Here is a 12,444-nt window from a genome sequence, read left to right on the forward strand (position 1 = left end):
TATGACCGAAGAGATCAGCATCACTACCGACAAATCGCGCTTCGACGTCGACGCGATCCACGCCTTCCTGGCCAGTACTTACTGGTCGCCGGGACTTCCTCGCGTCGTGCTGGAGAAGGCGATTGCGAACTCGCTGTGCTTCGGCCTGTTCAGCGGCTCGAAGCAGATCGGCTTTGCACGCGTCACCACGGACAAGGCGACGTTCGCGTATCTCGCGGACGTCTACGTGCTGGATGAGTATCGCGGCCAGGGACTGTCGAAGCGCCTCATGACGACGATCCTGGCGCATCCCGATCTGCAGGGCCTGCGACGCTTCATGCTCGCAACGCGCGATGCCCATGGTCTTTACCGCCAGTTCGGTTTCAAACCGCCCGCCAATCCGGACGCGCTGATGGAAATTCACCGGCCCGATGTCTATCGCAGCGCGGGGCAGGCGACATGATCGCGGGCGGTTGCGCATGTGGACGCGTTCGCTACGAATCGACGGGCGAAGCGGAGTTCAGCGTCATCTGTCACTGCCGGGATTGCCAGAGAGCGTCAGGTACAGCCGGCGTGCCGGTAATGGGCGTGCCGCGATCCGGGTTTCGGGTGACGGGCGATCCCGCGAAGTACGTCAGCCGGGGCGGCAGCGGCCAGGATGCAATCCGTCATTTCTGTCCCCACTGCGGCAGCCTGCTTTTCGGGGCACCCCAGGTGATCCCTGACACCATCACGATTTACGTCGGCAGTCTCGACGACCCTTCCGTCTTCAAGCCTGACCTCGCGATGTTCACGCGGGACCGGCCGCAATGGGGTCGGCTGTCGGGCGAGCTCGTGGAGGTCGAGACCGCCCCGGAATAGCATCGGTCATTCCCGCGCACGCGGGAACCCATTCCGGATGTATTCCCGCCTGCGCGGGAATGACGATGCCGGTTAGAATCCTCCACCCATTCCGCCCCCCGGACCCTCCCTTGAGCGCCGAACACATCGAAAAGACCTTCATTTCCGCGGAATCGCTGCTGCGGGACTCCATGGAGCTCGGGCTGCGGGTGGTGCGCAGCGGCTTCAATCCGTCGTTCCTCGTGGGGATCTGGCGTGGCGGTGCGCCGATCGGCATCAGCGTTCAGGAAGTGCTCGAGTACAACGGGATCGAGTGCGATCACATTTCGATCCGCACGTCCTCGTACACCGGCATCGACAAGCAGTCGAAAACCGTTCGCGTGCACGCCGTCGACTATCTCGTGTCGCAGCTGACGTTCGAAGATCGGCTGCTGCTGATCGATGACGTCTTCGACTCGGGCCGCAGTCTCGAGGCGATCATCGCGGAACTCACCAAGCGCTGTCGTCGCAACCTGCCCGAACAGATCCGCATCGCGACGGTGTACTACAAGCCGTCACGCAACCGCAGCGCGCTCACCCCGGACTTCTACGTTCGCGCCACTGATCAGTGGCTCGTGTTCCCGCACGAAGTGCAGGGGCTGACACGTGAAGAGATCCTGAAGCACAAGCCCGTGGATGAGACGTTCTTTACGGCGAGGTCGGACGGGAAGTAGGTGGGAGAGCCGCTGGCCGTTAGCCAGCTAGCCGGTTAGCCAGAGGCGGTGTCTCTGTCATGCCCGCGAAAGCGGGCATCCATGCCCTATCTCGGATGGATTCCCGCTTTCGCGGGAATGACGCGAACGGCTGGCAGGCTCCTCACTGTTGCAACCACTTCTCCAGCCACTGCGCCACTTCCTTGTAGAACTGCCGGCTGTTCTCCCCCGACAGAATCCAGTGATTCTCGTCCGGGAACACCACCAGCCTGCTTTCGATCTGCTGGCGCTGCAGCGCTGTCCAGTACTCGAGTGAGTTGTTCAGCGGGACGCGGAAGTCCCGTTCGCCGATCGTGACGAGCACCGGGGTGCGCCAGTTGGGCGCGTACCGGATCGGGTTGTGCTCGCTCCACACTTCGGGCTTCAGCCACGGCGGCGATCCCATGTTCGCTTCGCGCGAGTAGGCGACGTCGCTCGTTCCCCACTGGGCTTCGAGATTCACGAGGCCCGCGTGGCTGATGAGGCAGCGATAGCGGGTCGTCGTTCCCTGCAGCCAGTTGGCGAGGTGGCCGCCGTAGCTGGCGCCGGAGGCGCACTGACGCGAACCGTCGATGAAGCTGTAACGCGCGATCGCTTCGTCGGCGGCTTGATTGATCTCATCAGCGGGGCCTTTGAACGGATCGCCCTGGATGCCCTGCGCGAAGGCTTCGCCGAAGCCGGTCGAGCCCGTGTAGTTGGTCGTCAGGACGACATAGCCCGGGGATGCGAGCAGGTGATAGTTCCAGCGCAGGCTGAGGCTGTCGCGCGACATCGTGTGAGGTCCGCCGTGGATCACGACGAGCAGCGGGTACTTCTTCGACGGATCGAAATTCGCCGGACGCACGATCATGTTGTGGATCTTCTTGCCCGGTGACGCCTTGCTGTCGAACCAGAAGTGTTCGACCGGTGAGAGGTCGAGCGCAGCGGCCTTGTCGATCGCGAAGCGCGACAGCAGGCGATGCGTACCTTTCTGGAGATCGATGCGCGCGATCTCCGGCGGAGTCACCGCGCTCTCGAAGTTCGCGAGCAGCACGGGCTGACCCGAGCGGTCGGCGCCGGAAAGATTGTTGTACATGCCGGCCGGCAGATCGAACGCGAGCTTCGCTTCGCCCCCCTGGTGCGAGCCGCGATAGAGCTTGATGAGCCCGGCATCTTCAGCGAGCAGGTAGACGTCGCGATTGTTCGGAGCGATCGTGAAACTGATCGCTTCGCGCACGCCGGTGGGAATGATCGGTGTACGCGGCTTCGCGGACGGCCAGTCGAGAACGCCGATGCGCGTCGAATTGTAGACGCGTGCAGTTCGCGGTTCGAAAAATGCGTAGAGCGTCTTGCCGTCCGGGCTGAAGCGCGGCTCGGCCCAGCTGTCGCCGCCCTCAGGAGAGTCCTTGCCGGTGAGGCGACGTGGTTCGCCACCCGTGGCGGCGACCTGCCAGAGCTCCGAGTTCGTGAAATCGAACGCGCTGCGGTTCGCGTTGCGGGTTGCCGAGAAGACGATCGACTGTCCATCCGGTGTCCATACGACGTCGAGCTCGCTGCCGCCCTGAGTCGTGCGCGCAGCGAAGCCAGGCTCGTGCACGAGCTTGGAATCGGCCAGCAGGTCGCGGGGATCGTTCTGCCCGATCGTCTGCACGATCACGCGTACGTCACGTTCCGGCAGCCACTTGTCCCAGTTGCGGATCGGGAAGCTCGTATACGTGCGCACGTTGTACTTGCGCGATTTCTCTTCCTCGACGAGGCGCTTGCTGTCGGCGTCGTTCCTCGAGCCCGGAGGGACCTCGGTCGTGAACGCGATGCGTGTGCCATCCGGCGAGAATTTCGGCAGACGCGCGCCAGTGCTGATCGTGGTCGCGCGTTGCGCTTCACCGCCGCCCGCGATGTCGAGAATGTAGATCTGGTTGGCATCGTCGCCATCGCGCTTCGCCGCGAATGCGATGCGCTTGCCGTCCGCACTCCACGTTGCACCGGATTCCGCACTCCTGGAGTTCGTGAGGCGTCGTGGCGATGCACTGCCGTCGGTCGGGACGATCCAGAGATCCGCCGATTGATCATCCGGCTTGTAAGCGGGCTCCGTGACGACGAACACCGCGAGCTTGCCGTCGGGACTGACGACGGGCGCGCCGACACGCGGCAGGAGCCACAGGTCTTCGTGCGTGATGGTCCGCTTCTGTTGGGCGAAGGCGGGAGAGGTGAAGGCAGTGACGCAGGCGAATGCGATGAAGCAGAGTCTGATTGTCATGGCGTACCCTGGAGATGGAACCCAAGAGGTTTCACACGGAGTTCACGGAGTGCATGACATCCGGCTGAAGCCGGACCCACAAACTAGAGGGGAGATCGCGCTTCTTGTTCTCCGTGATCTCCGTGAACTCCGTGTGAAATTCCGGTCCTGAGTGTAGCCGAGCCGTCGTCAGCCGCGCAGCAGGTCGCAGAGACTCAGGGAAACCACGCAGGTTGCACGCTGCAGATCATTCAGGCGCAGGCACTCATCCGCCATGTGTCCGTTCGCTTCCTGCAGGGTGCGTGGGCCGGCGCCGTAAAGCACGGTGGGGATGCCGGCCTGCGAGTAATGGCGTGCGTCCGTATACAAGGGCACGCCCGTACGTTCGATCGGCGTCTGGAAGATGCGGCTGCCGTGGCTGCGCAGCGACTCGATCACCTTCGCCGCGCCAGGCAGTTCGATCAGCGGCGCCGCGAGCAGGATGCGCTTGATGTCGACAGTGATCCCGGGTCGATTGGATACGGCCTTCTCGATCAATGCGCGCAGTTCGGCCTCCGCGGTCGGCGGCGATTCTTCGGGAATGATCCGGCGATCGATGCGCAGCGTCACCCGGTCAGGCACGACGTTCGTGTTGATGCCGCCGGAGATCAGGCCGACGTTGATGGTCGCGCTGCCGATGCCGGGCACCGCCGACACGCGCGTCGCGAGTTCCTTCCGGTACGCATAGATCGCGTTCAGGACCTGGCTCGTCGCTTCGAGCGCATCGATGCCGGTGGAGGGAATCGCGGCATGGCCCGACTTCCCGTTGACGGTGACTTCGAGATGCAGGCAGCCGTTGTGCGCCGTCGTCACCGCGTAGGAAAAGCCGGCGCAGATGACGAGATCCGGACGGCTCAGCTTCTGTTCGAGCAGCCAGCGCGGGCCGATCTCGCCGCCGACTTCTTCGTCGTACGTGAGATGCAGTTCGACGGTGCCGTTCAGCTTGACGCCCTGCGCTTCAAGGTGGCGCAGCGCGAATATCGTCCACGTGTAGGTCGCGAAATCGGACTTGCTGACCGCAACGCCACGTCCCACCATGACCGGACCATGTTTCGGATCATCGACGATCTCGGCGCCGTAAGGATCGTGCGTCCAGCCGCGTCCGGGTGGAACGACATCGCCATGCGCGTTCAGCGCGATCGTCGGCCCGCCCTGGCCGAATTTTTCGCGCACGATCAGGCTGGTTGCCGAGATCATGCCGTTCTCGCGCACGACGTCATCGGGGACGACGTGGCTCTCGACCTTGAATCCGAGGCCTTCGAGCAATACCTGCGCTCGGCGGGCGGCGGCGGCGCAATCGCCTGGCGGGTTGTCGCTCGGCACCTTGACGATCTCGGCGAGGAAGTCGCGTTCTTTCGCGAAGTCCTTCGCGACGAACTGGGTGACGAGAGTTTCGATGTCGGGCGTCGTCATGAGTCGCTTCCGAAGTGGAGCAGGAAATTCTCGAATGCCTTTGCGGCCAGCGCCGCATCGGCCGTCGTCATCGTCTCGTCAGGATGATGGCTGATGCCGTCGTTACCGCAGCGGACGAACAGCATGCCCATCGGTGTAATCTCGGCCATCTTCATCGCATCGTGACCGGCGCCGCTGGGCAAGTGGCGCGGCGAGGCATCGCCCATGACGCGCGAAATGCTTTGTGCCCACCGCTGCTGCATCGATGAATCGCACGGTGCCGCCGCGGCGCGCATCATGAGCTGCGTGTCGATCTCGACGTTGCGACGCTCCGCGATCTTTTCGATCTCCGCCAGCACGTCGGCCAGTGCGGTGTCGCGAGTTGCATCTTCGGGCGCGCGCAGGTCGAGCGTCAGATCGCAACGTCCGGGAATGACGTTGATCGCGCCGTTCGGCACATTCAGCCGACCGACGGTCCCGACGACCCCAGGCGTGGCCTTGCATCGCCGCTCGACAGCAAGAATGAGCTCGGCCGCCGCCGCGGCAGCGTCGCGACGCAAGTGCATCGGCACTGTGCCTGCGTGACCCGCAAGGCCTCTGATGGTCACGCTGTACCTCACGCTGCCCGCGATACCTGTCACGACGCCGAGCGCTCGATCCTCGTCCAGGAGCACTGGGCCCTGTTCGATGTGAATCTCGACGTAGCCGAGCAACTGCCGCGGATCGCGCTTGATCGCCGCAATGCCTGCCGGGTCGAGCCCCGCGCTGGTCATGGCTTCCCGCATCGTCGTGCCTGAACCGTCCTTGTTCTCGAGCCACGCCGGGTCGAACGAACCGGCGAGCGCACTGCTGCCGAGGAAGGTCGACTTGAAGCGCACGCCTTCTTCGTCGGCGAATCCCACGATCTCGAGATCGAAAGGGAGCTGCTTGCCGCGCTGGCGCAGCTCGAGTGCGACCGCGATCGGCAGCACGACACCCAGGCGGCCATCGAACCGACCGCTGTTGATGACGGTGTCATAGTGGGAGCCGATGATCAGTGTCTTCGCGTTGCCCGCATTGGATCGCAGCCGCCCGACGACGTTACCGACGGCGTCGATATGAGTCTCGAGATTCGCGGCCAGCATCCAGTCCCGGATACGGTCCGCAGCGGCGATGTGCGGCGGTGTGAGATAGGAACAGGTCAGTGCGTCGGGATCTTCGGAGAGGTGCGCGAGTTCCTCGAGCATGCCCATGATCTCGGCGCCATACGGCGATGCGACGCGCTCCGCAAGCCGGAATCCGGCGATGCGGCCGATCTGCGCAAGCGCGGTCTCGCCTTCGACCGACGGATCGTTTCCGAGCCGCTGCTCCATGGCGCGGATGATCGACGCAGGGGTGTGACCGCGAACCGCGAGGATGAAGGGGAAAGCGAAGCGTTCGCGGTACTCGGCATTCAGTTCGTGCAGACGGGCGAACTCTTCTGGCGTGCAGGAGTCCAGGCCCGCGCCTCTCTGTTCGCGCGTCGACTCGACGGTGAGCTCTTTGCGGATCGCAGCCTTGCCAGCGAGTTCCGGGTGGGCGCGAATGAGCGCCAGTTGTTCATCGAGATCCGCTGTCGCAACGACCGTACGCATCGCTTGCAACAAGTGCGCGCGTGAAAGGAACGGGCGCGCGACTTCGACGCGAGTCGCGACCCACGGCGAATGTTCGAAGATGCCGTCGAGCGCGGCAACGAACTCCGCGGGTGAGGCCTGGTTGAGCTGATCAAGTGTGATCATGCGGGGTGGGTCGCTATCCAGTGTCGTGCGATATCGATGCGCCGACAGATCCAGACCTTGTCGTGCGACTGAGCGTAGTCGAGGAAGCGTTCGAGCGACGCCAGCCGCGCCGGTCTGCCTATGATGCGGCTGTGCAGTCCGATCGACAGCATCTTGGGACGGTCGAGCCCTTGCGGGTCGCCCTCGAGATACAGCGTGTCGAAAGCGTCTTTCAGATAGTCGAAGAACTGCGTACCCGAGTTGAACCCCTGGGCTGTCGCGAAGCGCATGTCGTTGGTGTCGAGCGTGTAGGGCACGACGAGATGCGCTCCAGTGCCGCGAGACGTTGCCACTCGCGTCCAGTACGGCAGGTCGTCGGCATACGAATCCGCGTCGTAGACGAAGCCGCCGTGCTCGACGATCAGTCGACGAGTGTTCGGGCTGTCGCGACCGGTGTACCAGCCAAGCGGGGCGGTGCCGGTGACTTCGCGCAGGATCGAGACGGCTTCCTCGATGTGACTGCTCTCGGTCGCTGCGTCGATCTGCTGATAGCTGATCCAGCGCAGGCCGTGACACGCAATCTCGTGACCGAGTTCCGCGAACGCAGCCGCCGCTTCCCTGTGTCGCTGCAATGCCATGGCGACTGCGAAGATCGTCAACGGCAGCTTTCGCTTCTCGAATGCGCGCAACACGCGCCAGAGTCCGGCGCGCGAGCCGTATTCGTAGAGCGATTCCATGCTCAGGTGCCGCATGGGGAACGCCTGTGCGCCGATGATCTCGGACAGGAATGTTTCGGACGCCGCATCGCCGTGAAGCACGGAGTTCTCCGCGCCCTCTTCGTGATTGAGCACGAACTGCAATGCGATGCGCGCGCCGCCCGGCCACCGTGCGTGTGGTGGCGAGCGGCCGTAGCCGATGAGATCTCGCGGATAGGGTTTCATTGCGACCTTGCGCTTCGCTTGATGAGGGCGGGCTGACCCAGCACATACGTTGCGGCTACACAGCGATCGTCGCCCAATGTCATGAACAGCAGCAAGCGCTCGACGAGATTCTTCGATTGCGCCATGCGGCGGGCCAGCAAGGGCGTTGCGTCCGGGTTCAACACGATGAAATCCGCCTCGGTCCCGGCGCCGAAGTGTCCGATACGATCTTCCAGGCGAAGGCAGCGGGCACCGCCCAGCGTCGCGAGATAGAACGCCCGGAGCGGCGACAGGTGCTGGCCCTGCATCTGCGCGACCTTGTAGGCCTCGCTCATCGTCCGAAGCATGCTGAAGCTGCTGCCGCCCCCCACGTCCGTTGCCAGTGAGAAACGCAATCCGGCGGCATCAGTCGCGGCGATATCGAAGAGACCGCTGCCGAGATAGAGGTTCGAAGTGGGGCAGAAGGCCGCGGTCGCGCCGGTCGTGGCCATGTGCCGTCTATCCTGCGCGTCGAGATGCAGGCAGTGGGCGTATGTCGCCCGATCGCGCAGAAGCCCGAAACGATCGTACACATCGGTGTAGCTGCGGCTGTCGGGAAAGAGCTTGCGCACCCACTCGATCTCGTCGCGATTCTCGGCGAGATGGCTGTGGATGAAAACGGTCGGGTACTCCTCGGCGATGCGCCCGGCGCTTGCCAGCTGCGATTCCGACGACGTCGGTGCAAAGCGAGGCGTAATCGCGTAGTGCAGCCGGTCGCGATCGTGCCAGGTCTCGATGAGCTGTCGCGTGTCGGTGTCGCCGCTGGCGGCTGTGTCCTGGAGATACTCCGGCGCGTGGCGATCCATCAGCACTTTGCCCGCGATCATTCTCAGGCCACGGCGCTGCGCGGCCTGGAAGAACTCGTCGATCGCGGCGCGATGCACCGTGCCCAGGACCTGCGCGGTCGTCGTACCGTTGGCGAGCAGTTCATCGAGGAAGAACTCGGCGACTTCCTGCGCGTGTACCGGATCGGCGAAGCGACCCTCGACGGGGAACGTGTAGTTCTCGAGCCAGTCGAGCAGGTTGCTGCCGCCCGAGCCGATCACGTCGGTCTGCGGGAAATGAATGTGCGTATCGATGAAGCCGGGAAGCAGCAGTCCCCGCCCGTGATCCATGATCGGCAGGTCTTTCGGTAACTGACTGAGCATCGCTGGCGCCGGCCCGACTGCTTCGACACGACCACCGGCGACGAGCAGCAGGCCGTCGTCCCAGTATTCATAGGCATCGGTGCCATGACGGCCCGGATCCTGCCGGAAATGCAGGACAGCGCCGCGATGCGCAAGACGGTTCACGTGGCTATCACTGGGGCGCGCCATGATCGATCCATGAAATGACGGTTGCACGCTCTTCCGCAGTCATGCCCGTGACGTTGCCGATGGGCATGATGTTCGTCGCAAGCTGCTGCCGCGTCTGTGGCAGCGAAGCGAGGATGTGTTCTCTCGTGTCGAGCAGCATTCCATTGGGGGCGACCGCGAAGCCCGGGAATGTTGGTGTCGCCGAGTGGCATGGCTGGCAGCGTGCACGGAAGATCGCCTCGATCTGCGCCATCTGGCCCGGTGCCGCTCCCGTTGAATTGCCTTGTGCCGGTGCCAGCGCGACCGCAACGACTGCGAGCGTCGCGATGCCGATCAGTGCAGGGATCGGCGATGTGCGGCCGCCGCGTTCGTGGGCCTTGTGTCGAGCAACGAACCAGGCGCGAATCGCCGCGCCCGCAATCGACAGCCCGATCAGGACCAGCCAGTTCCGAGTCGCGCCGTATGTCATCGCGTAGTGGTGGCTGATCATCGTGAACAGCACGGGCAGCGTGAAGTACGTGTTGTGAACGGAGCGCTGCTTGCCGCGCAGGCCGTGAATGGGATCGGGAGCGCGATTCCCGAGCTTCGCCTTCACGAGCTCGCGCTGGCCCGGAATGATCACGAAGAAGACGTTCGCCACCATGACGGTGCCGAGCGCGGCACCGAACTGGATGAATGCGCCACGGCCACTGAAAATATGGCACAGAGCCCAGGCTTCGAGCGCCAGCAGCACTGCGAGCACAGCGCCGAGAGCGCGATCGTTCCGTCCGAGCGGCGAGCGGCACAGCAGGTCGTAAATGACCCACGTGCCGGCAAGGAAGCCGAGACCGAGCGCGATCGCCATGGGCTTCGAGAGCTGGGCGACTGCCGGATCGATCAGATACAGTTCCGCGCGTCCGTAGTAGAGCAGGCACAACAGGAAGAAGCCGGACAGCCAGGTCGTGTAGGCCTCCCAGTAAAACCAATGCAGTGTTCCTGGAAGCTTCTCGGGAGCAACGCGATATTTCTGCGAGTGATAGAAGCCGCCGCCGTGCACGGCCCAGAGCTCGCCCGCGACGCCCGCATCCTGTGCTTCTTTGCGCTCCGGTGCGAGCAGGTGATTGTCGAGCCAGACGAAGTAGAACGATGCGCCGATCCAGGCGATGCCGGCGATCAGGTGCAGCCAGCGCCCCAGGAGACTCAGCCAGTCGAACAGGTACGCTTCCATGCGATCAACCGTCGGGGTGGAAACTGCGGCCGAGCGATGCCGGCTGGTTCAGCAGGATCGTCTTGGGATTGCGGCAGATGAGCACGAGCACGACGATCGTTGCGAGATACGGCAGCATCGACAGGAATTCACTCGGTACGTCGACGCCCAGGCCCTGGGCATGCAACTGCAACACAGTCACGCCACCGAATAGATACGCGCCGAGCAGCACGCGCAACGGCCGCCATGTCGCAAAGACGACGAGGGCGAGCACGATCCAGCCGCGGCCGGCGCTCATGCCTTCGACCCACATGGGCGTCAGCGCGGTCGAGAGGTATGCGCCCGCCAGGCCGCTCGTCGCGCCGCCAAACATGACGGCGAGATAGCGGATGCGAACAACGGGATAGCCGAGCGAGTGCGCGACGCCCGGCGCTTCGCCGATCGCGCGCAGCCGCAAGCCGGCGGCGGAGCGATAGAGGAACCAGCTCACCGCTGCGTAGAGGGCAATCGACAGGTAGACGAGCAGGTCGTAGCGGAAGAGTGCGGGACCCAGTACGGGAATGTCCGCCAGCAGGGGGATCGGGACTGCCGGCACGCGTTCGATCGGCAGACCCACGAAGGGCTGTCCGACGAACGCGCTCAGTCCGACGCCGAACAGCGCGAGCGCGAGACCGGTAGCGACCTGGTTCGTCTGCAGCGTCAGCGTGAGCAGTCCGAAGAGCAGTGCCATCGCGGCGCCCGCCGACATCGCCGCGACGTAGCCGAGAAACAAGCTGCCGCTCGTGACACCGACGCCGAATGCGGTCACTGCACCAACGAGCATCATGCCCTCGACTCCGAGGTTCAGGACACCGGCACGTTCGTTCACGAGCACGCCGAGCGCCGCAAGGATCAGCGGCGTTGCAGCGGCGACCGTGCTCGCAAAGATCAGGATGAGCGTGTCGATGTTCATGTCTGCACGTTCACCGGGTTGTCGACCTTGATGGCTTCGGCGGCGACAACGTCCGGACGTGCGCGACGAATGCGATAAGTGATGAGCAGATCGGCTGCAAGCAGATAGAAGAGCAGCACGCCCTGGAACAGTCCGGTGACGGAGGCGGGCAATTGCAGATCGATCTGTGCCGCTTCGCCGCCGAGATAGAGCAGCGACATGAGCAGGGAAGCGAGTACGACACCGATCGGATGCAGGCGGCCGACGAATGCGACGATGATGGCCGCGAATCCGTAGCCCGGCGAAATATCGGGCGAGAGCAGGCCGATCGGTCCGGCGACCTCACTCACCCCCGCCAGGCCTGCCATGCCGCCCCCGATCAGCAGCGCGAGCCAGATGTTGCGCTTCTCCCCATAACCAGCGTAGGCCGCGGCTGCCGGCGCAAGTCCCGCGACACGCATGCGATAGCCGGCGAACGTACGGCTCACGAAGAACCAGGCGACGCCCGCGAGTGCGAGAGCAATAAGGAACGCGATGTTCACGCGCACGGTTTCCGCGAGCAACGGCAAGAGCTCGTTCTCGTCGAACGATTGCGACTGCGGAAAATTGAAGCCGGCCGGATCGCGCCAGGGCCCATGTACGAAGTACGACAGCAGAAGCTGGGCGATGTAGACCAGCATCAGCGTCACGAGAATCTCGCTCGTGTGGAAGCGCGTGCGCAGGAATGCTGCGATAGCAGCCCAGGCCATGCCGCCGAGGATGCCCGCGAGCAGCATGAGCGGGATGGCGAACCCACCCAGCCCATCGACGAACAATGCAATCGCTCCGCCCGCCAGTGCACCGACGATGAGCTGGCCTTCGGCACCGATGTTCCAGACGTTCGCCCGGAATCCAATCGAAAGTCCCAGCGCGCAGAGCATCAGGGGCGTTGATTTGAGCAGCAGCTCGCCGAAGCCGTAAGTCGATGCGACCGGCTCGATGAAGAACGTCCTGAACGCGGAGAGCGGGCTCAGCCCCAATGCGCTGAACAGGATGAATCCCGTAACGAGCATCGCGACCGCGGCGATCAGCGGCGATGCGAACTTCATCGCGATCGAGGGTTCGGCGCGCCGTTCGAGACGCCACGGCCAGTTGTTCATGG

Annotated in this window: 11 protein-coding genes; 3 read left to right on the forward strand and 8 right to left on the reverse strand. The window is 64.0% G+C overall.

Going from position 1 to position 12,444, the window contains the following annotated elements:
- Window position 1: 1 nt before the first annotated feature.
- The 3 genes from HNQ60_RS21810 to HNQ60_RS21820 all read left to right on the forward strand — a co-directional run bounded on the left by HNQ60_RS21810 (window position 2) and on the right by HNQ60_RS21820 (window position 1,532).
- Window positions 2-442: a GNAT family N-acetyltransferase gene (locus HNQ60_RS21810; protein WP_184334878.1), complete on the forward strand. Its 441-nt coding sequence runs from the start codon at window positions 2-4 to the stop codon at window positions 440-442.
- A complete protein-coding gene (locus tag HNQ60_RS21815) occupies window positions 439-840 on the forward strand; it encodes a GFA family protein (RefSeq protein WP_184334879.1) in 402 nt (133 codons plus the stop codon). The genes HNQ60_RS21810 and HNQ60_RS21815 overlap by 4 nt, the downstream gene beginning before the upstream one ends.
- Window positions 841-965: 125 nt before the next feature.
- Window positions 966-1,532: a phosphoribosyltransferase gene (locus tag HNQ60_RS21820; protein WP_407676463.1), complete on the forward strand. Its 567-nt coding sequence runs from the start codon at window positions 966-968 to the stop codon at window positions 1,530-1,532.
- A 142-nt stretch (window positions 1,533-1,674) separates the two neighbouring features.
- Here HNQ60_RS21820 and HNQ60_RS21825 read toward each other — a convergent pair whose 3' ends face one another.
- From HNQ60_RS21825 to HNQ60_RS21860, 8 genes are all read right to left on the reverse strand, one after another.
- The gene (locus HNQ60_RS21825) at window positions 1,675-3,786 is read right to left on the reverse strand and encodes a S9 family peptidase (protein ID WP_184334881.1); all 2,112 of its coding nucleotides are present in this window, start codon (window positions 3,784-3,786) and stop codon (window positions 1,675-1,677) included.
- Between the two features lie 168 nt (window positions 3,787-3,954).
- Window positions 3,955-5,217 (reverse strand): M20/M25/M40 family metallo-hydrolase, encoded by a 1,263-nt coding sequence (locus tag HNQ60_RS21830; RefSeq protein ID WP_184334882.1) that lies wholly within the window; start codon window positions 5,215-5,217, stop codon window positions 3,955-3,957.
- Window positions 5,214-6,953, reverse strand: coding sequence for an allantoate amidohydrolase (locus HNQ60_RS21835; RefSeq protein WP_184334883.1), 1,740 nt, complete (start codon window positions 6,951-6,953; stop codon window positions 5,214-5,216). The genes HNQ60_RS21830 and HNQ60_RS21835 overlap by 4 nt, the downstream gene beginning before the upstream one ends.
- Window positions 6,950-7,873: an allantoinase PuuE gene (gene puuE / locus HNQ60_RS21840; protein ID WP_184334884.1), complete on the reverse strand. Its 924-nt coding sequence runs from the start codon at window positions 7,871-7,873 to the stop codon at window positions 6,950-6,952. Before puuE ends, HNQ60_RS21835 begins: the two co-directional genes overlap by 4 nt.
- Window positions 7,870-9,207 (reverse strand): guanine deaminase, encoded by a 1,338-nt coding sequence (gene guaD, locus HNQ60_RS21845; protein WP_184334885.1) that lies wholly within the window; start codon window positions 9,205-9,207, stop codon window positions 7,870-7,872. Before guaD ends, puuE begins: the two co-directional genes overlap by 4 nt.
- The gene (locus HNQ60_RS21850) at window positions 9,191-10,393 is read right to left on the reverse strand and encodes a urate hydroxylase PuuD (RefSeq protein ID WP_184334886.1); all 1,203 of its coding nucleotides are present in this window, start codon (window positions 10,391-10,393) and stop codon (window positions 9,191-9,193) included. Before HNQ60_RS21850 ends, guaD begins: the two co-directional genes overlap by 17 nt.
- Before the next feature lie 4 nt (window positions 10,394-10,397).
- Window positions 10,398-11,324, reverse strand: coding sequence for an ABC transporter permease (locus HNQ60_RS21855; protein ID WP_184334887.1), 927 nt, complete (start codon window positions 11,322-11,324; stop codon window positions 10,398-10,400).
- Entirely contained in the window at window positions 11,321-12,442 is a 1,122-nt protein-coding gene (locus HNQ60_RS21860; protein WP_221304380.1) for an ABC transporter permease, read from the reverse strand. The genes HNQ60_RS21855 and HNQ60_RS21860 overlap by 4 nt, the downstream gene beginning before the upstream one ends.
- Window positions 12,443-12,444: the final 2 nt, after the last annotated feature.

Origin of the sequence: Povalibacter uvarum (assembly GCF_014202975.1) — a bacterium.
In the GTDB taxonomy this organism is placed as follows: domain Bacteria; phylum Pseudomonadota; class Gammaproteobacteria; order Steroidobacterales; family Steroidobacteraceae; genus Steroidobacter; species Steroidobacter uvarum.

What these genes read in the sequence shown, in the direction of transcription:
- HNQ60_RS21810 (WP_184334878.1), top strand. Translation starts at nt 2, where the DNA reads ATGACCGAAGAGATCAGCATCACTACCGACAAATCGCGCTTCGACGTC.
- HNQ60_RS21815 (WP_184334879.1), top strand. Translation starts at nt 439, where the DNA reads ATGATCGCGGGCGGTTGCGCATGTGGACGCGTTCGCTACGAATCGACG.
- HNQ60_RS21825 (WP_184334881.1), bottom strand. Translation starts at nt 3,786, where the DNA reads ATGACAATCAGACTCTGCTTCATCGCATTCGCCTGCGTCACTGCCTTC.
- HNQ60_RS21830 (WP_184334882.1), bottom strand. Translation starts at nt 5,217, where the DNA reads ATGACGACGCCCGACATCGAAACTCTCGTCACCCAGTTCGTCGCGAAG.
- HNQ60_RS21835 (WP_184334883.1), bottom strand. Translation starts at nt 6,953, where the DNA reads ATGATCACACTTGATCAGCTCAACCAGGCCTCACCCGCGGAGTTCGTT.
- puuE (WP_184334884.1), bottom strand. Translation starts at nt 7,873, where the DNA reads ATGAAACCCTATCCGCGAGATCTCATCGGCTACGGCCGCTCGCCACCA.
- guaD (WP_184334885.1), bottom strand. Translation starts at nt 9,207, where the DNA reads ATGGCGCGCCCCAGTGATAGCCACGTGAACCGTCTTGCGCATCGCGGC.
- HNQ60_RS21850 (WP_184334886.1), bottom strand. Translation starts at nt 10,393, where the DNA reads ATGGAAGCGTACCTGTTCGACTGGCTGAGTCTCCTGGGGCGCTGGCTG.
- HNQ60_RS21855 (WP_184334887.1), bottom strand. Translation starts at nt 11,324, where the DNA reads ATGAACATCGACACGCTCATCCTGATCTTTGCGAGCACGGTCGCCGCT.
- HNQ60_RS21860 (WP_221304380.1), bottom strand. Translation starts at nt 12,442, where the DNA reads ATGAACAACTGGCCGTGGCGTCTCGAACGGCGCGCCGAACCCTCGATC.